Raw genomic sequence first — 21,428 nt, 5'->3', positions numbered from 1 at the left:
GCCAACTGCGCTGTAAACGCTCCATCTTATCGTTCGTACATGTCCCGCGAAGGAGACAGGACGATGAGGTGCCCCCTGGAGGCGGCATGCGCTGTGGGCGAGCCACTCCACAGGTGCGGGCTGCTCCGACCGGGCGTTTCCTCCCTGATCCTGAGGTCCTGCCAGCGGGCGGGGGTGGGCGTAGACGGTCCGGTGGGGTGGGTGGTCGCGCGGGAGGTGGCGTCACGGGATGCCGGTGGGGTCGACGTAGAGGATCGCGTCCAGCAGATCGCGCAGGCCGTGCTCGGGTGGGCGGCCGAACGCCAGGGCGCGTTCGCTGCGAGCCTGGCGCCGGGCGGTCAGGGTGGGCTCGACGAGTGCCCGGCGGGCGTCGGACAGGTCACTCGGACACGGCCGACGATCCGTCATGATGACGGCATGCTGCGGAACTTGGCCCCTACCCGGAGGCCGTGGCCACCGGCAGGCAATTCCGGCGTAGCCGGATGGCTGGTCACGTCACGGCCCGGGAACGCAGAAGACCCCAGGTGAACTGGGGTCTCAGCTGGTGTCCGAGGGGGGACTTGAACCCCCACGCCCGATAAAGGGCACTAGCACCTCAAGCTAGCGCGTCTGCCATTCCGCCACCCGGACAAGGTGTCTGTCTTCGCGGTGTGTTGCCCGTTCCGACACCGAGAACATTACCAGGCTCCGGGGGTGGTTCTCGACCACGTTTGCGCCGGTCACGGGGTGCGCGGGTGGATATCGGGGCAGAAGATCTCAGAACGGACAGGTCGGATGGGTGGAGGTGGGTTCGGTGGGTGCGGTCAGCGGGCGTGGTGGGGACGGGGAGGCGGCGGAGCGGGGGTTGGCCCGGGGGTTCGGGGCCTTGGTGGTGTTGGGGGTGGTGCTGGTCGGGGCAGCGGTGTTCGGCCTGCTGTACACCGGGTTCGCGACCCTCACCAGCGTGCTGCTGTTCGGGTGGCTGCTGCTGATCGGCGGGGTGGCGGGCCTGGCGCACGCGGTGCTGGCCCGGGCGGCGAACTTCTTCTGGCTGGGGGCCTCGGTCGGGGCGCTGAACATCGCGGCCGGTGCGGTGATGATCGTCCGGCCGGACGCGGCGGCGGAGGGGCTGACGCTGTTCGCGGCGCTGCTGTTCCTGAGTGCGGGTGCGTTCCGCCTGGTCGGCGGGCTGGCGGTGCGCGGGCCGCAGTTCGGGTGGACGCTGCTGCTCGGAGTGCTGGACCTGATCATCGGTCTGCTCGCGCTGGCGGGGTGGCCGAGCGATTCGCTCTACACCTTGGGTCTGCTGTTCTCGCTCTCGCTGCTCTTCGACGGACTGGCGCTGGTGAGCATCGGGGTGGGAGCCCGCCGGGTGATCGGGATGCTGGGGGAGGCGCGGCGCGAGGCGGCACCCGCCCCGGCGCCCGAGCCGGCGCCCGAGCCGGAGCCGGAGCGGGCGGGCGTCGAGGAGGTGCCCGGGGAGCCGCCGGCGGGGGTGCCGGTGGATGTGGAGAAGCCGTCGAGTCCGTGAATGTTCCGTCGGGGTCCGAGCGGATTCCGATCGGAAGGCGTCGAGAGGAGGAGGGAATCGGTCGGGACACGCCACGGCGTGTCAAGTTGCAGTCGCTGGGCCGCTGCTGACTGCCGTTCTCCTACCCTCGGTGGTCCAGTGCGAAGGGCGGCTAGACGTGGAGCAGACCAGAAGACCGGCCGAGCCCGCGGCGAGGACGAGACCGGTGGCGCCGGTCGGCCGTGGAGAAACGGCGCACGGACGGAGCGCGAGGAGCGCCGGAAGCCCGGTGGACGCAACGGGTGCGACGGGTGCGGCGGTCGGGAGGAGCGGTCCGCGCGAGGGCGTCTGGCGGTTCTCGGCGGTGGCGCACGAGGCATCCGTGCCGCAGACCCGGCACGCCGTCCGCGACCGGCTGCTGGCCCAGGGGATGGCGGGCGAGGCGTACCAGGAACTGATCGACGACGTACTGCTGATCGTCTCGGAGCTGGTGGGCAACGCGGTCACGCACGCGGCGGTGCTCTCGCCCCACCTGACGACCGAGCTGGTGATCGAGGGCGGCTGGGTGCGGGTCTCGGTCGAGGACGGGCACCCGTACCGGCCGAAGGCGCTGGAGAGCGACATCGGGCAGCTCGGCGGGCGCGGGCTGCTGTTGGTGAAGAGCGTGACCCTGCAGGCCGGCGGCGTCTGTGATGTGGAGCGGACGGGGGAGGGCGGCAAGGTGATCTGGGCCTCGCTCCCGCTGCCGGAGCTGTTCGCGGAGTCGGACGGCGGTTCGGACGGTCTGCCGGAGGCGGTGCTCCCCGGGGTGCTCCGGCCGGGAGTCGGCCACCAGGCGCTGCGGCCGGCCTCGGCCGTGCCGGCTGCTCCGGCCGCACCGGGGCCGTTGCATCCGGCCGCCTACCCCGAGGCCGCCCACCCCGAGCTGCGCCCGGAGGCGTGAGGCCCGGAGGGGGCACGGTCGGGGAGGTGGGCACGGCCGAGGCCCGGAGGCCGGTGGTCTGACGTGGTGTCAGGAAGCTCCGGGCCCCGGCCCGAGGGCGGCCCGGGAGGGCGCTCCGGCCGGGGCCCCGGTGGTCGTCGGGGGGAGCCGGCTACCAGCTCGGCCCGGCGATCTCCCGGATCCCCGGGAGCGCGGCCTCGAAGACCGTCCGGAACCACACCGAGGTCGGCTTCTCCGCCTCCAGCGCCTTGAGCTCCTCGGCGGTGACGAAGCGGTAGTCGTCCACCTCCTCCGGGTCCGGCTGCGGCTCGGCGGTGACCAGGCCGACGAAGAGGTGGTTCCACTCCCGCTCGATCAGGCCGGAGGCTTCGTCGGGGAGGTCGTAGCGGACGGTGCCGGCCTCGCAGAGCAGGGCCGGGGCCAGGCCCAGCTCCTCGGCGGTGCGGCGGGCGGCGGCCACGAAGGGCTGCTCGCCGGGGTAGGGGTGGCCGCAGCAGGTGTTCGACCAGACGCCGGGGGAGTGGTACTTGCCGAGCGCGCGGCGCTGGAGCAGCATCCGGCCCTGGCGGTCGAAGAGGAAGACCGAGAACGCCCGGTGCAGCCGGCCGGGCTGCTGGTGGGCCCAGAGCTTCTCGGCGGTGCCGATGGTCACACCCTCGTCGTCGACGAGCTCCAGCAGGATCTCGGCGGGAGCGCCGGGGGCGGCGCCGTCCTCGGTGAGCAGGGACGGTCGGGACTCGGGCATGGGGCCTCTTTCGCGACGGGGGCGGTGGTGGTGACGGGAGCACGGCAGCCGCGCCGGACGCCGGAAGCGTCCGGTGCCAGTCTGCCGTATGGCGGACCACCCGAACGGGCGTGACGCACACGGGGGCGTGGAAGGGCCGGATGATCAGGCAACCCGTTCGAATCATGATCGACCGGGCCCGTTCCGTGATCCTTTCCGATCATCCGCCCGGCCGTTCGATCATCGTTCGTCCACTGTTCGTCCTGGCCCCGGGCCGGCGCCGGCCGCCGTCCGGAAGGTGCCCGGGGTGGGTGGTTTCGGGGGTGTACGCCCGGTCCGGTAGCCTCGCGGTGCCTCGCCCGCACCGGTGGCGGCGGGCGGGCGACGGGGGAGGCGGGAGTGGCACCGGCCGCGTTCGGGCTGGTCGTGGCGGTCGCCTACCATCACAGCGGAAGCTGACGTCACAGCAAGAAGACGACGAGTCAGGAGACACCGCATGATCGGCCTCGTTCTGGCGGCCGGCGCCGGCCGCCGGTTGCGCCCGTACACCGACACCCTGCCGAAGGCGCTGGTGCCGGTCGACGGCGAGCGGACCGTGCTGGACCTCACCCTCGGCAACTTCGCCGAGGTCGGCCTGACCGAGGCCGCCGTCGTGGTGGGGTACCGCAAGGAGGCGGTGTACGACCGGAAGGCGGAGCTGGAGCGCAAGTACGGCGTCAAGCTCACCCTGGTCGAGAACGACAAGGCCGAGGAGTGGAACAACGCCTACTCGCTCTGGTGCGCCCGCGAGCTCTTCGCCGAGGGCCTGCTGCTGGCCAACGGCGACACCGTGCACCCCGTCTCGGTCCAGCGCACCATGCTGGACGGCCACCGTGACCGCGCGGCGCGCGGCGAGACCCCGGGCATCCTGCTGGCCCTGGACACCGTGAAGAAGCTGGCCGACGAGGAGATGAAGGTCGTCGTCGACCCGGCCGCCGGGATGCGTCGGATCACCAAGCTGATGGACCCGTCCGAGGCCACCGGCGAGTACATCGGCGTCACCGTGATCGACCCCTCGGCCGCCGCCGACCTGAGCTCCGCGCTGCGGGCCACCTTCGAGCGCGACCCGCAGCTCTACTACGAGGACGGCTACCAGGAGATGGTGGACCGCGGCCTGCGGATCGACGTCCAGCCGATCGGCGAGGTCTCCTGGGTCGAGGTCGACAACCACGAGGACCTGGCCAAGGCGCGGGAGATCGCGTGCCGGTACTGACCAGGCTGGTGCCCTCGCCGGTCTTCATGGAGATCCGCCCGGGCGCCCTGGACGCGCTCGGCGGCATCCTCCAGGACCGGCGGCTCTCCGCCTCCGGCCGGGTCGCCGTGGCGGTCAGCAGCGGCTCCGGCGCCCGGCTGCGCCAGCGCCTGGAGCCCGGCCTGCCGGGGGCCGACTGGTACCCGCTGGACGGCGGCTCGCTGGACGACGCGGTGGCGCTGGCCGACCGGATGCGCGGCGGCCACTACGACGCGATGGTGGCGCTCGGCGGCGGCAAGATCATCGACGCCGCCAAGTACGCCGCCGCCCGGGTCGGCCTGCCGCTGGTCGCGGTCGCCACCAACCTGGCGCACGACGGCATCTGCTCGCCGGTGGCGACCCTGGACAACGACGCCGGCCGGGGCTCCTACGGGGTGCCCGGACCGATCGGCATCGTGGTCGACCTGGACGTGGTCCGGCAGGCGCCGGCCCGCTTCGTGGCGGCCGGGATCGGCGACGCGGTCTCCAACATCTCGGCCTGCGCGGACTGGGAGCTCTCGCACGCCGAGACCGGCGAGCCGGTCGACGGACTGGCCGTGGCGATGGCCCGGACGGCCGGCGAGACCCTGCTGCGGCACCCCGGGAAGCTGACCGACGGGGACCTCCTCACGACGCTCGCGGAAGCCCTGGTACTGTCCGGCATCGCGATGAGCATCGCGGGCAGCACCCGGCCCTCCTCGGGGGCCTGCCACGAGATCTCGCACGCCCTGGACGTGCTCCACCCCAAGCGCTCCGCCCAGCACGGTGAACAGGTCGGCCTCGGCGCGGCCTTCGCCAGCTTCCTGCGGGGCGAGCGCGAGCTGTCGGGTCTGATGGTGGACCGGTTCCGGTTCCACGGACTGCCGGTGACGGCGGATCAGATCGGATTCACCGAGGCGGAGTTCACCGAAGCGGTGCACTACGCTCCGAACACCCGTCCGGGACGTTTCACCATCCTGGAACACCTCGACCTCTCGCCCTCAGACATCAGGGACTCGTACGCCGACTATGTCCAAGCCGTCAACAGCTGACCGCCCCCCGGTCGACCTGACCCGCCGCCCCTCGATCGAGGAGCTGCGCGCGGTGATCCACCCCGAGGGCATGCTCCAGCGCCGCAGTGCCGAGCACTGGGCCGGGCGCCTCTACATGCGGAAGATCTCACTGCGGATCACCCGGGTGCTCTCCACCGTCACGGCGATCACGCCCAACGGCCTGACCTACCTGATGATGTTCACCGGCGTACTGGCCGGTGCCGCGCTGGTCGTCCCCGGCATCGCCGGGGCCGTGCTGGGCGCCTTCCTGATCCAGGTCTACCTGCTGCTGGACTGCGTGGACGGCGAGGTGGCCCGCTGGCGCCGGCAGACCTCGCTGACCGGCGTCTACCTGGACCGGGTCGGCCACTACATGTCCGAGGCCGCGCTGCTCACCGGCCTCGGCCTGCGGGCCACCGACCTGTTCCACCGTCAGGGGAGCGCCTCGCACTGGGAGTGGGCCTTCCTCGGCACGCTGGCCGCGCTCGGCGCCATCCTGATCAAGTCGGAGACCGACCTGGTGGACGTGGCCCGGGCCCGCAGCGGGATGACCGCCGTCGAGGACAGCGCCTCGGTGCCGCGCTCGTCCGGCGTCGCCAAGGCCCGGAAGGCCGCCGCCTTCCTGAAGTTCCACCGCCTGGTCGGCGCCGTCGAGGCCTCGCTGCTGATCCTGGCGGCCGGGATCGCCGACGCGGTGACCGGCGACCTCTTCTACACCCGCCTCGCGGTGGTCGTGCTGGCCGCGATCGCGATGCTGCAGACCGTGCTGCACCTGCTCTCCATCGTGCTGTCGAGCAGGCTGCGATGAGTACCGTGACGAAGGGCGAGGACTTCCGCCTCGGCGCGGTCATCATCACCATGGGCAACCGCCCGGCCGAGCTGAACGCGCTGATCGAGTCGGTCCGGGCCCAGGAGGGCCCGGCCGTCGAGCTGGCCGTGGTCGGCAACGGCGCCCCGCTCCCCGAGCTGCCCGAGGGCGTCCGCTCGGTGGAGCTGCCGGAGAACCTCGGCATCCCCGGCGGGCGGAACGTCGGCATCGAGCTGTTCGGCCCCGACGGCCGGGACGTGGACGCGGTGCTGTTCCTGGACGACGACGGCCTGCTGCCGCGCACCGACTCGGCCCGGCTGCTGCGCGAGGCGTTCACCGCCGACCCGGAGCTCGGCATCGTGTCGTTCCGGATCGCCGACCCGGACACCGGCGAGACCCAGCGCCGCCACGTCCCCCGGCTGCGGGCCAGCGACCCGATGCACTCCTCCCGGGTGACCACCTTCCTGGGCGGCGCCAGCGCGGTCCGCAGCGCGGTCTTCCCGCAGGCCGGGCAGCTGCCCGGCGAGTTCTTCTACGCGCACGAGGAGACCGACCTCGCCTGGCGCGCGCTGGACGCCGGCTGGGCCATCGACTACCGGGCCGACGTGGTGCTCTTCCACCCCACCACCTCCCCGGCCCGGCACGCCGCGTACTTCCACAACGTGGCCCGGAACAGAGTGTGGCTCGCGCGACGGAACCTTCCGGCCCCTCTGGTGCCTCTCTACCTGGGAGTCTGGTTCCTGCTCACCGTGGCCCGCCGTCCCTCCGGGGACGCGCTCAAGGCCTGGCTGGGCGGATTCCGGGCCGGTTGGCGCGAACAGTGCGGTCCGCGTCGGCCGATGCGTTGGCGTACGGTGTGGCGACTGACCCGCTTGGGCCGGCCGCCGATCATCTGATCGCAGCAAGACTTCCGACGACCCCCGTCGTCGGACCGGTACCGCAACTTCCCCCCGTGATCCCGGTGGGTCAGCCCGGGCCCCGTCGTTCCCCCGTCGGAGGCCCGGAGATCCGATCCCGTGAAGGACGAATGTGTCGACAGTGAGTGACCCGGTCAACTTCTCCGCACCCAGCGGTGTTGACGCGGGTCTGACCCCGAAGCAGCTGGTGGCCAAGTACGGCCTGAGCGTCAGCGGCAAGCGGCCCGGCCTGGTCAGGTACGTGCGCGAGCTCTGGTCCCGGCGCCAGTTCATCATGGCCTTCGCCACCGCCCGCCTGGTGGCGCAGTACACCACCGCCAAGCTGGGCCAGGTCTGGCAGGTGCTCACCCCGCTGCTCAACTGCGCGGTGTTCTACCTGGTCTTCGGCGTGATGATGGGCGGCAGCAAGGACATCCCCGATTACATCGGGTGGCTCTGCATCGGCGTCTTCATCTTCCAGTTCAGCCAGAGCGCGGTGCTCTCCGGCACCCGGGCGATCTCCGACAACCTCGGGCTGATCCGGGCGCTGCACTTCCCCCGGGCCGCGCTGCCGATCGCCTTCACGATCATCCAGCTCCAGCAGCTGCTGATCTCGATGGTCGTGCTCTTCGGCATCGTGATGTTCTTCCAGCTGCCGACCATGAGCTGGCTGCTGGTGATCCCGGCGCTCATCCTGCAGTGCACCTTCAACACCGGCCTCGCGCTGATCTTCGCCCGGGTCGGCGCGAAGACCAGCGACATGGCCCAGCTGATGCCGTTCCTGCTGCGCGCCTGGATGTACACCTCCGGCGTGATGTACTCGGTCAAGAGCGCCGTCGAGCAGTGGCCGGCCTTCTGGCAGGCGATCTTCCGGCTCAACCCGGCCTCGGTCTACATGGACCTGATGCGCTACATCCTGATGCCGAACGACTACAACAAGGCGGCGCTGCCCGACCACATCTGGGCCATCGCGCTCGCCTGGGCGGTCGTGGTCGGTCTGGCCGGCTTCGTGTTCTTCTGGAAGGCAGAGGAGGAGTACGGCCGTGGCTGACACCGTGACCAGCGAGACCCGAGGGACCGTCATGACCAAGCCCCAGGACGCCCGCGTCCCCACCGTGGTGGTGGACGACGTGCACATCGTCTACCGGGTGCACGGGGCCGGCTCCGGCCGGGGCAGCGCCACCTCGGCGCTCAGCCGGATCATCTCCCGCAAGCGCTCGCCCGCGATCCGCGAGGTGCACGCCGTCCGGGGCGTCAGCTTCACCGCCTACAAGGGCGAGGCGGTCGGCCTGATCGGCTCCAACGGCTCCGGCAAGTCGACCATGCTGTCGGCCATCGCCGGCCTGCTGCCGACCGAGAAGGGCGCCATCTACACCAACGGCCAGCCCTCGCTGCTCGGCGTGAACGCGGCCCTGATGGACGATCTGACGGGCGACCGGAACATCGTGCTCGGCTGCCTCGCGATGGGCATGTCGATGGCCGAGGTGAAGCAGCGCTACCAGGGCATCGTCGACTTCTCCGGGATCAACGACAAGGGCGACTTCATCTCGCTGCCGATGCGCGCCTACTCCTCCGGCATGTCGGCCCGCCTGCGGTTCTCCATCGCGGCGGCCAAGACCCACGACGTGCTGCTGATCGACGAGGCACTGGCCACCGGCGACCAGAAGTTCCAGCGCCGCTCCGAGGACCGGATCCGCGAGCTGCGCAAGGAGGCGGGCACCGTCTTCCTGGTCAGCCACAACAACAACTCGATCCGCGACACCTGCGAGCGCACCATCTGGATCGAGAAGGGCGAGCTCGTCATGGACGGCGCGACCGAGGACGTGATGAAGGAGTACGAGAAGGAGCACTGAGCCCGCGGGCGAGGGGTCCTTCGCGGCGGAGGGGCCGGTGCCGAGCAGTCGGCACCGGCCCCTCCGCCGTGTCCGGGTGGGCCGCCGGGCGTCGGCGGTGTAGAACGGGGGAGTGACGGAAGTGGCTTCAATGCAATCGGACAGTACGACCGACGGCGGGACCCTCGGCAAGGCGGGGGCGGAGAACTTCCCGGTCGCACCGGGCTTCCTGCCGGCCGCCTGGCGGGCGGACCTGATGGCGGTGTACGGCTTCGCCCGGTTGGTGGACGACGCCGGTGACGGCGACCTGGCCGAGCCCGAGCGGGTGGCGGCACTGCTCGGGGTCGAGGGGGCGCCGGCCGACGAGGGCTTCCGGCTCGCCCTGCTGGACGGGCTGGAGCGCGACCTCGACCGGGCCTTCGGGGCCGCGCTGGACCGCCGGGCCGAGCAGCCCCGGCACCCGCTGATGCGCGCCCTGGTGCCGCTGATCGACCGTCACCCGGTGACCCCGGAGCCGTTCCGCCGTCTGATCGAGGCCAACCGGGTGGACCAGACCACCTTCCGGTACCCGACCCAGCAGGACCTGATCGGCTACTGCACGCTCTCCGCCGACCCGGTCGGCCGACTGGTGCTGGCGCTGGCCGGCAAGGCCACCCCGGAGCGGATCGCCCACTCGGACGCCATCTGCACCGGCCTCCAGCTGGCCGAACACCTCCAGGACGTGGCCGAGGACCTGGCCCGCGGCCGGATCTACCTCCCGCAGCGGGACATGGAGCGCTTCGGCGTGACCGAGCGGGACCTCGCCGCACCCACCGCGAACGCCCGGGTGCGCGAGCTGATCGCCCATCAGGCGGAGCGCACCAGGACCCTGCTCGACCACGGTGCGCCGCTGGTGGGTACGGTGCCCGGGAGGCTCCGACTGCTGCTGGCGGGATTCACCGCAGGTGGGTACGCGGCCCTGTCGGCGATCGAGGCCGCCGGGTACGACGTGCTCGCGGTGCAGGCGAAGCCGGACAAGCGCCGCCTCGCGGTCAAGGCGGCGGCAATCTTCGCGAAGGGAAGGTGAACGCCCGCGTGGCGGCATCACCACTGGCCCCGGCCCCGGTCATGGCGGCCTACCGGTACTGCGAGGCGGTCACCGCCCTCCAGGCCCGGAACTTCAGCTACGGCATCCGGCTGCTGCCCGAGCCCAAGCGGCTCGGCATGTCGGCGCTCTACGCGCTGGCCCGCCGGGTGGACGACATCGGCGACGGCGAGCTCCCGCCGGAGCAGAAGACCGAGCAGCTGCGGCAGACCCGCGCCCTGCTGGACGAGGTCCGGTTCGGCACGGTGAGTGACGAGGACACCGACCCGATCAAGGTCGCGCTGGCCGACACGGTCCGCCGCTTCCCGGTCGACGTCGGCGGTTTCGACGAGCTGATCGACGGCGTCGAGATGGACCTGCGGGGCGCCGAGTACAAGACCTTCGAGGACCTCAAGGTCTACTGCCGGTGCGTGGCCGGCTCGATCGGCCGGCTCTCGCTCGGGGTCTACGGCTGCGAGCAGCCGAAGCTCGGTGCCGAGTACGCCGACACCCTGGGCCTGGCCCTGCAGCTCACCAACATCCTGCGCGACCTGCGGGAGGACGCGGCCAACGGCCGCACCTACCTCCCCACCGAGGACCTGCTGCGATTCGGCTGCGAACAGGGATTCGACTTCGACCGGCCGCCGGTCGGCGCCGACTTCACCGGCCTGATCGCCTTCGAGGTCGAGCGGGCCCAGCAGGCGTTCGCGGACGGCCTGCGGCTGCTGCCGCTGCTGGACCGGCGGAGCCGGGCCTGCACCGCCGCGATGGCCGGCATCTACCACCGGCTGCTCGGCCGGATCGCCGCCGACCCGGAGTCGGTGCTGCGCGGCCGGGTCTCGCTGCCGGGCTGGGAGAAGGCGTACGTGGCACTCTCCGGGCTCGCCGGAGGGCGTTCTTGATTCTCTCCGGGTTTATGTCACGCTGTGTCAGCAGCCGGTCGCCGCACGGCGATCGGCCACGGGCCGACCACGACCACCGCAGGGGAGGGGCGAGATGACGGCACGACAGGACCCGAAGCGCACCGCCGTGGTGGTCGGCGGCGGCCTGGCCGGGATCACCGCCGCGCTCCGGCTGGCCGAGGCCGGGCAGCGGGTCACCCTGCTGGAGGCCAGGCCCCGGCTCGGCGGGCTGGCCTTCTCGTTCCGCCGGGGCGAGCTGACGGTCGACAACGGCCAGCACGTCTTCCTGCGCTGCTGCACCGCCTACCGGGGCCTGATCGCCCGGCTCGGCGCGGGCCGGCTGGTGGAGATCCAGCCCCGGCTCGACGTGCCGGTGCTGGCGGTCTCGCCGGACGGCCGCCGCACCCTGGGCCGGCTGCGCCGGGCGGGCCTGCCCGTCCCGCTGCACCTGGCCGGCAGCCTGGCCTCCTACCCGCACCTGAAGCCGGCCGACCGGCTGCGGGTGGTGCGGGCCGCGATCGCCCTCAAGGGCCTGGACCTGGAGGACCCGGCACTCGACCGGATCTCCTTCGCCGAGTGGCTGCGCTCGCACGGCCAGACCCCGGCCACCACGGCCGCGCTCTGGGACCTGGTCGGGGTGGCCACCCTGAACGCCACCGCCGAGCAGACCTCGCTGGCGCTGGCCGCGATGGTCTTCAAGACCGGCCTGCTCTCCGACCCGGGCGCCTCCGACATCGGCACCGCCAAGGTGCCGCTCGGCGACGTCCACCACGACCTGGCGCTGGCCGAGCTGGAGCGGGCCGGGGTGACGGTGCGGCTGCGCACCCGGGTGGCCGAGCTGAAGGCCGCCGGGCAGCACGCCGTCCGGCTGGAGGGCGGCGAGCTGCTCACCGCCGACACCGTGGTGCTGGCGGGTGCCCAGGAGGCCGCCGCCGCGCTGCTGCCGGCCGGGGCACTGGAGCACCCCGAGCACCTGGACCGGCTCGGCCATGCGCCGATCCTCAACGTGCACGTGGTCTACGACCGCAGGCTGCTCCGGCAGCCGTTCTTCGCCGCGCTCGGCTCGCCGGTGCAGTGGGTCTTCGACCGCACCGCGCACTCCGGCCTCGCGGTGCCCGGCGCGCAGTACCTGGCGCTCTCGCAGTCCGCCGTGCAGGACGAGATCGACCTGCCGGTCGCCGAGCTGAGGGAGCGTTACTTGCCCGAGCTGGAGCGGCTGCTGCCGGCCGCCCGGGAGGCCGAGGTGCTGGACTTCTTCGTCACCCGGGAGCGCACCGCGACCTTCGCCCCGGCCCCGGGCACGGCGGCCCTGCGCCCCGGCCCGGTCACCCGGGTGCCCGGGCTGCTGCTGGCCGGCGCGTGGACCGCCACCGGCTGGCCCGCGACCATGGAGGGGGCGGTGCGCAGCGGTCACGCCGCCGCCGACGCGGCGCTGACCGGAGGCCGCCGCCCGGTGGACCACACCGACGCGAGGTGGCCCCGATGAGCCCGGGCCCCGGCAGAACCGACATCACGACCGGCCGGCCGCGCAGCGCGGCACGGCCCCAGGCAGGACAGGGAGAGGGAACGTACGTGGAGCCTCGCAGCGGGACCGGTTCGGTCCAGGACGCGCCCGCGCCGGCCGGTATGCCGGTGCCGGAGCTGCTGGCCCGGGGCCGCTCGCTCTGCACCCCGCCGCTGCGCGCCGCCGTCGCCCGGTTGGCCGCACCGATGGACACCGTGGCCGCGTACCACTTCGGCTGGATCGACCGGGACGGCACGCCGGTGGCGGGGGACGGCGGCAAGGCCGTGCGCCCGGCGCTCGCGCTGCTCTCGGCGGAGGCCGTCGGCGCTCCGGCGCAGACGGGTGTCCCCGGCGGGGTCTCGGTCGAGCTGGTGCACAACTTCTCGCTCCTCCATGATGACTTGATGGACGGTGACGAGACGCGCCGGCACCGGGCCACGGCCTGGACGGTCTTCGGCCCGGCCCAGGCGATCCTGGTCGGCGACGGCCTGGCCGCGCTGGGCACCGAGGTCCTGCTGGACGCCGCCGTCACCGGTGGCGCCTCGGCCGCCGACGCGGCCCGCGCGGTCCGGCTGATCACCACCACCACCCGGCAGCTGATCGACGGTCAGGCCAAGGACCTGTCCTTCGAGCACCGCGACGTGGTCACCGTCGAGGAGTGCCTCGACATGGAGGCGGGCAAGACCGGTGCCCTGCTGGCCGCCGCCTCCGCCATCGGCGCCGTGCTGGCCGGGGCCGACGACCGGATCTCGGACGCGCTCCAGCGCTACGGCATGCACGTCGGCCTGGCCTTCCAGGCGGTGGACGACCTGCTCGGCATCTGGGGCGCCACCGAGGTCACCGGCAAGCCGCACTGGGGGGACCTGCGCCAGCGCAAGAAGTCCCTCCCGGTGGCCGCCGCACTGGCCGAGGGCGGCGCCGCCTCCCGTCGGCTGGCGGCCGAGCTGGCCGACCCGAGCGGCCGGGGCGAGGAGAGCGAGCAGCAGCTCGCCGCCCGCGCCGCGCTGATCGAGCAGGCCGGCGGCCGGGAGTGGACCCGGCAGGAGGCCCGCCGCCAGCACCAGACCGCCCTCGCCGCACTGGACGAGGTGCCCATGACCGACGAGGTGCGCCAGCGCTTCGTCGCACTCGCCGAATTCGTGGTGGTACGAGAGAGGTGACGTTGACGTGACGGCAACCGCGGACGGCCGGCTCGACCCAGAGTACGATCCCGAGCCGGCCGCGGTGGGCGACCGCCCGCCGGTCCCCGACCTGGTGACCGGCCGTCAGACGGCGGCCCCGGTGGCGCCCGCCCTGACGGCGGCGCCGCTCGGGGCGAGACGGTGGGAGCCCGACGGACCGGCCGGGCCCGACGGCCCGTACGATCCGGCGGCGGCCCTGGCCCGGGCCACCGGTGAGCTGCTGTCACGCCAGAGCCCCGACGGCTGGTGGAAGGGTGACCTGGAGACCAACGTCACCATGGACGCCGAGGACCTGCTGCTCCGTCAGTTCCTCGGCATCCGCGAGCCGGAGCAGACCGCCGCCAGCGCCGCCTGGATCCGCTCCCAGCAGCGCGAGGACGGCACCTGGTCCACCTTCTACGGCGGCCCGCCCGAGCTCTCCACCACCGTCGAGGCGTACGTCGCCCTCAAGCTGGCCGGGGACGACCCGCAGGCCCCGCACATGGCCGCTGCCGCCCGGTACGTCCGGGACGGCGGCGGGATCGCGGCCAGCCGGGTGTTCACCCGGATCTGGCTGGCGCTGTTCGGCTGGTGGCCCTGGGAGCGGCTGCCGGAGATGCCGCCCGAGATCATCTTCCTGCCCCGCTGGCTGCCGCTGAACATCTACGCCTTCGGCTGCTGGGCCCGGCAGACCATCGTCCCGCTCACCGTGGTCTCGGCCCACCGGCCCGTCCGGCCCGCCCCGTTCGACCTCACCGAGCTGCACACCGACCCGGCCGACCCGTACCCGCTGCGCCCGCTCCCCCCGATGACCGGCTGGGACGGCGTCTTCGAGCGCCTCGACCTGGTGCTGCACGCCTACCACAAGCACGCGCTGCGCCCGCTGCGCCGGGTCGCCCTGGCCCAGGCCGGCCGCTGGATCGTCGAGCGCCAGGAGGCGGACGGCTGCTGGGGCGGCATCCAGCCGCCCGCCGTCTACTCGCTGATCGCCCTGCACCTGCTCGGCTACGACCTCGAACACCCCGTCATGCGGGCCGGGCTGACCGCCTTCGACCGCTTCACCGTGCACACCGAGGACGGCCGCCGCTGGATGGAGGCCTGCCAGTCCCCGGTCTGGGACACCTGCCTGGCCACCATCGCGCTGCGGGACGCGGGCCTGCCCGCCGACCACCCGGCGCTGGTCACGGCCGCCGACTGGATGCTGGCCGAGGAGATCCGCCGCCCCGGGGACTGGTCGGTGCGGCGCCCCCGGCTGGCGCCCGGCGGCTGGGCCTTCGAGTTCGAGAACGACAACTACCCCGACATCGACGACACCGCCGAGGTGGTGCTCGCCCTCAAGCGGGTGGCCCACCCGGACCCGGCCCGGATCGACGCCGCGGTGCGGCGCGGGGTCGAGTGGAACCTCGGCATGCAGTCCCGCAACGGCGCCTGGGGCGCCTTCGACGTGGACAACACCAGCACCCTGCCGAACAAGCTGCCGTTCTGCGACTTCGGCGAGGTGGTCGACCCGCCGTCCGCCGACGTCACCGCGCACGTGGTGGAGATGCTCGCCGAGACCGGCCTCGCGGACGACCGCCGCACCCGGCGCGGCATCGACTGGCTGCTGCGCAACCAGGAGGCGGACGGCTCGTGGTTCGGCCGCTGGGGCACCAACTACATCTACGGCACCGGCTCGGTGCTGCCCGCCCTGGTGGCGGCCGGGGTGCCGACCGCCCACCCGGCGGTCCGGCGGGCGGTGGACTGGCTGGCGGACCGTCAGAACGCCGACGGCGGCTGGGGCGAGGACATGCGCTCCTACGAGGACCCGGCCCGCTGGTCCGGGCGCGGCGACTCCACCGCCTCGCAGACCGCCTGGGCCCTGATGGCCCTGCTGGCGGCGGGGGAGGGGCCGGACGGGGCGGGCAGCGAGGTGGTCGAGCGGGGCGTCCAGTGGCTCTGCCGGACCCAGCTGCCGGGCGGGAGCTGGGACGAGCCGCAGTTCACCGGGACGGGCTTCCCGTGGGACTTCTCGATCAACTACCACCTGTACCGCCTGGTCTTCCCGGTCACGGCGCTGGGGCGGTACCTGCACGGGAGCCCGCTGGCGGGAGGTCGGTCATGAGGGGTGCGCTGCGCGCGGCTTCGGGTGGGCCTTCCGGTCTCCGGCCGGGGGTGGTGCCCGTACGGGTGGTCCCGAGGGGTGCGCTCCGCGCGGTGGGGGAGTGCCGAGAGGACGCGTCGGTGCCGGACGGTTCGGTGGTCATCCGCCGTCAGGCGAGCTCCGGCCCCGCCCCGCTGACGGGAGGTCACCGGTGAAGCACGTCGCACCCCTGCCGCCCGACGGGCCGCCTCCCGGGGCCCCGCTGCTGGTGGTCTGCGCGCTCGGGCCCGAGGTCTGGGCACTGCGCGGCGGCGACTGGAGCGGCACCCCGGCGGTGCTGGTGCGGACCGGGATGGGTCGGGTCCGGGCCCGGCGGGCGGTCGGCGGGCTGCTCACCCGGCCGGGCTACGGGGCGCTGGCGGTGGCCGGCTTCGGGGCGGCGCTCGGGCCTGGCGTGCAGCCGGGGGACGTGATCGTGGCGGACTCCGTGCGCAGCGCCGACGGTGACGAGTGGTCACTCGACTCGGCCGCCGCACTAGCCGCCGGGCTGCGGGCCCGGGGCCTGACCGTGCACATCGGCCCGCACCACACCGCCGACCACGTGGTCCGGGGCGCCGAGCGCCGCGCGCTGCACGCCACCGGCGCCCGGGCCGTCGACATGGAGGCCGCCGCCGTGCTGGCCGCCCGGGCCGAGGCCGGCACCGGGTTGCCGGCGGCGGTGCTCCGGGTGGTGGTGGACACCCCCAGCCGGGAGCTGCTGCGCCCCGGCACCCTGCCCGCCGGGCTGCGCGCCTGGCAGGCCCTGCGCGCCACGGTGCCCGCCCTCGCGGCCTGGCGGCGTTCGGTGACGCAGGATGAGCTGAAGAACCATGCACCACAGTCCTCGACGCTCCCTCAGGAGGCGAGCTAGTCATGGCAATGCCGCTGCGTCAGTCCGTGCGCGTCAGCACGTACCTGCTCCAGCAGAAGCTCATGCGGCGGGAGAAGTTCCCGCTGATCGTGGAGCTGGAGCCGCTCTACGCCTGCAACCTGGCCTGCGAGGGCTGCGGGAAGATCCAGCACCCGGCCGGGGTGCTGAAGCAGCGGATGCCGGTCGCCCAGGCGGTCGGCGCGGTGCTGGAGTCGGGCGCCCCGATGGTCTCGATCGCGGGCGGCGAGCCGCTGATGCACCCGCAGATCGACGAGATCGTCCGCCAGTTGGTGGCCAAGCGCAAGTACGTCTTCCTCTGCACCAACGCGCTGCTGCTGCGCAAGAAGCTGGACAAGTTCACCCCGTCGCCGTACTTCACCTTCACCGTGCACATCGACGGCTTGCGGGAGCGGCACGACGCCTCGGTGGCCAAGGAGGGCACCTTCGACGAGGCGGTGGAGGCGATCAAGGAGGCCAAGCGGCGCGGCTTCCGGGTGACCACCAACTCGACCTTCTTCAACACGGACACCCCGCAGACCATCATCGAGGTGCTGGACTACCTCAACGACGACCTGAAGGTCGACGAGATGATGATCTCCCCGGCCTACGCCTACGAGAAGGCGCCCGACCAGGACCACTTCCTGGGCGTCGAGCAGACCAGGGAGCTGTTCCGGAAGACCTTCGCGGGCGGCAACCGGCGCCGCTGGCGGCTCAACCACAGCCCACTCTTCCTGGACTTCCTGGAGGGCAAGGTGGACTTCGCCTGCACCGCCTGGGGCATCCCGAACTACTCGCTGTTCGGCTGGCAGCGCCCCTGCTACCTGATGTCCGACGGCTACGTGCCCACCTACCGTGAGCTGATCGAGAAGACCGACTGGGACAAGTACGGCCGGGGCAAGGACCCGCGCTGCGACAACTGCATGGCGCACTGCGGGTACGAACCGACCGCCGTGCTGGCCACCATGGGCTCCCTGAAGGAGTCCCTGCGGGCCGCCCGGGAGACCCTCGGCGCGCACTGAGCCGCACGGTCGGGAGCCTGCCCCGGCGGGCTCCCGACAGGCGCACCGGCAGCGATGACCGCAGGCTGGACACAGACAGTCATCAGCGCGGACCGTCATCGCCCAGTACCGAGCCACGAGGTGAAGCCATGTCAGTCCTGTCCACCGTCCGGGGCCCCGCCGACCTGCGCCGGCTCTCGGGGCCGGAGCTCGCCCGGCTCGCCGAGGAGATCCGCGAGTTCCTGGTCACCGCCGTCACCAGGACGGGTGGACACCTCGGCCCCAACCTCGGGGTGGTGGAGCTGACCATCGCGCTGCACCGGGTCTTCGACTCGCCCTACGACCGCATCCTCTGGGACACCGGGCACCAGGCGTACGTGCACAAGCTGCTCACGGGCCGTCAGGACTTCGCCCGGCTGCGGATGCAGGGCGGCCTCTCCGGCTACCCGTCCCGGAGCGAGTCCGAGCACGACCTGATCGAGAACTCGCACGCCTCCACCGCGCTCGGCTACGCCGACGGCCTGGCCAAGGCGCACCAACTGCTCGGCACCCCGGGCCGGCACACCGTGGCGGTGATCGGCGACGGCGCGCTGACCGGGGGGATGGCCTGGGAGGCGCTGAACAACATCGCCGAGGCGGACCGCCCGCTGGTCATCGTGGTCAACGACAACGAGCGCTCGTACGCCAGGACCATCGGCGGCCTGGCCCACCACCTGGCCGCGCTGCGCACCGCCCAGGGCTACGAGCGCTTCCTGGCGCTGGGCAAGGGCGCGCTCCAGCGCACCCCGCTGGTCGGCAAGCCGGTCTTCGACGCGCTGCACGGAGCGAAGAAGGGCTTCAAGGACGCCTTCACCCCGCAGGGCATGTTCGAGGACCTGGGCCTGAAGTACCTCGGCCCGATCGACGGCCACGACCTGCTCGCGGTCGAGCAGGCGCTCCGTCAGGCCCGGGGCTACGGCGGCCCGGTGATCGTGCACTGCCTGACCGTCAAGGGCCGCGGCTACCGGCCGGCCGAGCAGGACGAGGCCGACCGCTTCCACGCCGTGGGCGCCATGGACCCGTACACCTGCCTGCCGGTCTCTCCCTCGGCCGGCACCTCCTGGACCTCGGTCTTCGGCAGCGAGCTGACCGCGCTCGGCGCCGAGCGCCCGGACGTGGTCGCCATCACCGCCGCGATGCTCCAACCGGTCGGCCTGGCCGGGTTCGCCGCCGCGTACCCCGAGCGGACCTACGACGTCGGGATCGCCGAGCAGCACGCGGTGGCCAGCGCGGCCGGCCTGGCCACCGGCGGGCTGCACCCGGTGGTCGCGGTCTACGCGACCTTCCTCAACCGGGCCTTCGACCAGGTGCTGATGGACGTCGCCCTGCACCGCCTGGGCGTCACCTTCGTCCTGGACCGGGCGGGGGTGACCGGGAACGACGGGGCCTCGCACAACGGCATGTGGGACATGTCGATCCTCCAGGTCGTCCCCGGCCTGCGGCTGGCCGCGCCGCGCGACGGGGAGCAGCTGCGGGCCCAGCTGCGGGAGGCCGTGGACGTGGCGGACGGCCCCACGGTGGTGCGCTTCCCCAAGGGCGACCTCGGCCCCGAGGTCCCGGCGGTCGAGCGGCTCGGCGGCGTGGACGTGCTGCAACGCACCGGCCCCGCCCCGGAGATCCTGTTGGTCGCGGTCGGCGCGATGGCCGCCACCTGCCTGGACGCCGCCGCTCTGCTGCTCGCCGAGGGCTTCACCTGCACGGTGGTCGACCCGCGCTGGGTGAAGCCGGTCGACCCGGTGCTGCCGCTGCTGGCCGCCGAGCACCGGCTGGTGGTCACGGTGGAGGACAACGGCCGCGCGGGCGGCGTCGGTTCGGCGATCGCCCAGGCGCTGCGGGACGCCGGGGTGGACGTGCCGCTGCGCGACCTGGGCATCCCGCAGGAGTTCCTGGCCCACGCCGGGCGGGGAGAGATCCTCGAGGAGATCGGCCTGACCGGCACCGGTGTCGCCGCCCAGACCGCCGTCTTCGCCAAGCAACTCCTGCGCGCGCAGCGTCCGGTGCGCGGGGAGGACCAGAACCGCGAACCCGACCAAGGAGCGAACCAGCACCATGCCGGCTGACCGTCTCGACCTCTCCGCGCTGCTCGCCGAACGAGGCGCCGAACGCTACGAGTTGCAGGCCAAGTACCTCAACCCGCAACTGGCCCGGATGCTGCACACGATCGGCTTCGACAAGTTCTACGAGCGCGCGGAGGGGGCCCACTTCTACGATGCCGAGGGCCACGACTACCTGGACATGCTGGCCGGCTTCGGCATCTTCGCCCTCGGCCGCCACCACCCGGTGGTGCGGGCCGCCGTGCAGGACGTGATGGACCTCGGCCTGCCGGACCTCACCCGCTTCGACTGCTCCCCGCTCCAGGGCCTGCTGGCCGAGCAACTGCTCTCGTACACACCGGGGTTGGACCGGGTGTTCTTCGGCAACAGCGGGACGGAGGCGGTGGAGACGGCGCTGAAGTTCGCCCGCTACGCCACCGGGAGGCGGCGGGTGCTCTACTGCGACCACGCCTTCCACGGCCTGACGGCGGGCTCGCTGTCGGTGAACGGCGAGGGCGGCTTCCGCAAGGGCTTCGACCCGCTGCTCCCGGACACCGCGATCCCGCTGGGCGACCTGGGGGCGCTGCGGCGCGAGCTGCGCAAGGGCGACGTGGCCGCGCTGATCGTCGAGCCGATCCAGGGCAAGGGCGTGCTCGCCCCGCCGCCCGGCTGGCTGCTCGCGGCGCAGGAACTCCTGCACGAGCACAAGGCCTTGCTGATCTGCGACGAGGTGCAGACCGGCATCGGGCGGACCGGTTCGTTCTTCGCCTACCAGGCGGAGGCGGGGGTGCAGCCCGATCTGGTCTGCGCGGCGAAGGCGCTCTCGGGCGGGTACGTGCCGGTCGGCGCCACGTTGGGCAAGGGCTGGATCTTCGAGAAGGTGTACTCCTCGATGGACCGGGTGCTGGTGCACTCGGCCAGCTTCGGCTCCAACGCCCAGGCGATGGCGGCGGGCCTGGCCACCCTGCACGTGATGCGGGAGGAGCGGGTGGTGGAGAACGCCGCCCGGGTGGGCGAGCTGTTCCGGGGGCGGCTGGCGGCGCTGGTGGACAAGTACGAGCTGATGGCGGAGGTGCGGGGGCGCGGCCTGATGATCGGCATCGAGTTCGGCCGGCCCAAGTCGCTGAAGCTGCGCACCGGTTGGACCGCCCTGCAGGCGGCCCGGAAGGGCCTGTTCGCGCAGATGGTGGTGGTGCCGCTGCTGCAACGGCACCGCATCCTCACCCAGGTCTCCGGTGACCACCTGGAGGTCATCAAGCTGATCCCGCCGCTGATCATCACGGAGCGGGACGTCGACCGCTTCGTGGCCGCTTTCGAGGACGTGATGGACGACGCCCACCGGGGGAGCGGCCTGATGTGGGACTTCGGGCGCACGCTGGTCAAGCAGGCGGTGGGGAGCAGGTAGGGAAGTTCCGGTTCGTTCGCGGGCGCTTCTGTTGCAGGACCGGGACAGGGGCGCCCGTTCCGTGTGATCCCTCGAACACTATGATCGCCGAACGGTTGGGGGATCGTCAGTAGCGGGGGGTTTGGCGAAGTGTCGCTGATGTTGCCGGACAGCGTCGAGTGGGTCCTGGAGATGCTGGGCTTCGATTGGCCGACGGCCGACGAGGACAAGCTGCGGGAGTCGGCGCAGGTGTGGCGGGACTTCGCTGATCAGGTGGAGGAGTTGCACTACCGGGCGGCGGGTGCGGCGAGCAATGTGCTGGCGTCGAACGCGGGTGATTCGATCGATGCGTTCGGGAAGTC

At 72.7% G+C, this 21,428-nt stretch carries 17 protein-coding genes, 1 tRNA gene and 3 pseudogenes; 18 read left to right on the top strand and 3 right to left on the bottom strand.

The features are described from left to right. Positions 1-225: 225 nt before the first annotated feature. Positions 226-408, bottom strand: a pseudogene (locus ACIRBX_RS17730) (IS5/IS1182 family transposase); the annotation flags it as partial. 134 nt (positions 409-542) lie between these two features. Further along, positions 543-630, bottom strand: a tRNA-Leu gene (locus tag ACIRBX_RS17725). A gap of 163 nt (positions 631-793) precedes the next feature. On the opposite strand from ACIRBX_RS17725, the gene ACIRBX_RS17720 reads away from it, so the two are divergent. Both ACIRBX_RS17720 and ACIRBX_RS17715 read left to right on the top strand, forming a co-directional pair. Then, positions 794-1,510: an HdeD family acid-resistance protein gene (locus ACIRBX_RS17720; RefSeq protein ID WP_402297668.1), complete on the top strand. Its 717-nt coding sequence runs from the start codon at positions 794-796 to the stop codon at positions 1,508-1,510. Positions 1,511-1,778: 268 nt separating this feature from the next. Next, positions 1,779-2,234: pseudogene (locus tag ACIRBX_RS17715) on the top strand (ATP-binding protein); the annotation flags it as partial. Positions 2,235-2,583: 349 nt separating this feature from the next. Here the strand turns inward: ACIRBX_RS17715 and idi are convergent. After that, positions 2,584-3,177 carry an isopentenyl-diphosphate Delta-isomerase gene (idi, locus tag ACIRBX_RS17710; RefSeq protein ID WP_402297667.1) on the bottom strand — a complete coding sequence of 198 codons (594 nt, stop codon included), beginning with the start codon at positions 3,175-3,177 and terminating at the stop codon, positions 2,584-2,586. Positions 3,178-3,652: 475 nt separating this feature from the next. Between idi and ACIRBX_RS17705 the strand changes: the two genes are divergently transcribed. The 16 genes and pseudogenes from ACIRBX_RS17705 to ACIRBX_RS17630 all read left to right on the top strand — a co-directional run. After that, positions 3,653-4,408, top strand: a complete 756-nt coding sequence (locus tag ACIRBX_RS17705; protein WP_402297666.1) for a sugar phosphate nucleotidyltransferase — start codon at positions 3,653-3,655, stop codon at positions 4,406-4,408. Then, positions 4,396-5,457, top strand: coding sequence for an iron-containing alcohol dehydrogenase family protein (locus ACIRBX_RS17700; RefSeq protein ID WP_402297665.1), 1,062 nt, complete (start codon positions 4,396-4,398; stop codon positions 5,455-5,457). The genes ACIRBX_RS17705 and ACIRBX_RS17700 overlap by 13 nt, the downstream gene beginning before the upstream one ends. 70 nt (positions 5,458-5,527) lie before the next feature. Beyond that, entirely contained in the window at positions 5,528-6,265 is a 738-nt protein-coding gene (locus tag ACIRBX_RS17695) for a CDP-alcohol phosphatidyltransferase family protein (RefSeq protein ID WP_402298417.1), read from the top strand. Beyond that, positions 6,262-7,161: a glycosyltransferase family 2 protein gene (locus ACIRBX_RS17690; RefSeq protein ID WP_402297664.1), complete on the top strand. Its 900-nt coding sequence runs from the start codon at positions 6,262-6,264 to the stop codon at positions 7,159-7,161. Before ACIRBX_RS17695 ends, ACIRBX_RS17690 begins: the two co-directional genes overlap by 4 nt. Before the next feature lie 133 nt (positions 7,162-7,294). Beyond that, positions 7,295-8,212, top strand: a complete 918-nt coding sequence (locus tag ACIRBX_RS17685; RefSeq protein WP_402297663.1) for an ABC transporter permease — start codon at positions 7,295-7,297, stop codon at positions 8,210-8,212. A gap of 31 nt (positions 8,213-8,243) precedes the next feature. Continuing rightward, on the top strand, positions 8,244-9,014 hold the full coding sequence (locus tag ACIRBX_RS17680; RefSeq protein WP_402298416.1) for an ABC transporter ATP-binding protein: 771 nt from the start codon (positions 8,244-8,246) through the stop codon (positions 9,012-9,014). 130 nt (positions 9,015-9,144) lie between these two features. Then, positions 9,145-10,059, top strand: a complete 915-nt coding sequence (gene hpnC / locus ACIRBX_RS17675) for a squalene synthase HpnC (RefSeq protein WP_402298415.1) — start codon at positions 9,145-9,147, stop codon at positions 10,057-10,059. 41 nt (positions 10,060-10,100) lie between these two features. Beyond that, positions 10,101-10,958 (top strand): presqualene diphosphate synthase HpnD, encoded by an 858-nt coding sequence (hpnD, locus tag ACIRBX_RS17670; protein ID WP_402298414.1) that lies wholly within the window; start codon positions 10,101-10,103, stop codon positions 10,956-10,958. 94 nt (positions 10,959-11,052) lie between these two features. After that, positions 11,053-12,444, top strand: coding sequence for a hydroxysqualene dehydroxylase HpnE (hpnE, locus tag ACIRBX_RS17665; protein ID WP_402297661.1), 1,392 nt, complete (start codon positions 11,053-11,055; stop codon positions 12,442-12,444). Positions 12,445-12,584: 140 nt separating this feature from the next. Further along, positions 12,585-13,622: a polyprenyl synthetase family protein gene (locus ACIRBX_RS17660; protein ID WP_402298413.1), complete on the top strand. Its 1,038-nt coding sequence runs from the start codon at positions 12,585-12,587 to the stop codon at positions 13,620-13,622. Between the two features lie 94 nt (positions 13,623-13,716). Further along, a complete protein-coding gene (gene shc, locus ACIRBX_RS17655) occupies positions 13,717-15,723 on the top strand; it encodes a squalene--hopene cyclase (protein ID WP_402298412.1) in 2,007 nt (668 codons plus the stop codon). Between the two features lie 190 nt (positions 15,724-15,913). Beyond that, the gene (locus ACIRBX_RS17650; RefSeq protein ID WP_402297660.1) at positions 15,914-16,612 is read left to right on the top strand and encodes a 1-hydroxy-2-methyl-2-butenyl 4-diphosphate reductase; all 699 of its coding nucleotides are present in this window, start codon (positions 15,914-15,916) and stop codon (positions 16,610-16,612) included. Between the two features lie 2 nt (positions 16,613-16,614). After that, a complete protein-coding gene (gene hpnH / locus ACIRBX_RS17645) occupies positions 16,615-17,631 on the top strand; it encodes an adenosyl-hopene transferase HpnH (RefSeq protein WP_402297659.1) in 1,017 nt (338 codons plus the stop codon). A 128-nt stretch (positions 17,632-17,759) separates the two neighbouring features. Further along, positions 17,760-19,709 carry a 1-deoxy-D-xylulose-5-phosphate synthase gene (dxs, locus tag ACIRBX_RS17640; RefSeq protein ID WP_402297658.1) on the top strand — a complete coding sequence of 650 codons (1,950 nt, stop codon included), beginning with the start codon at positions 17,760-17,762 and terminating at the stop codon, positions 19,707-19,709. Next, entirely contained in the window at positions 19,699-21,087 is a 1,389-nt protein-coding gene (locus tag ACIRBX_RS17635) for an aspartate aminotransferase family protein (protein ID WP_402297656.1), read from the top strand. Before dxs ends, ACIRBX_RS17635 begins: the two co-directional genes overlap by 11 nt. Before the next feature lie 129 nt (positions 21,088-21,216). Beyond that, positions 21,217-21,428, top strand: a pseudogene (locus tag ACIRBX_RS17630) (PE-PGRS family protein); the annotation flags it as partial.

The organism is Kitasatospora sp. NPDC096147, assembly GCF_044763225.1.
Lineage (GTDB): Bacteria > Actinomycetota > Actinomycetes > Streptomycetales > Streptomycetaceae > Kitasatospora.
Note: the sequence above shows the minus strand (reverse complement) of the source record. Positions and strands in the feature narration are given on the sequence as shown.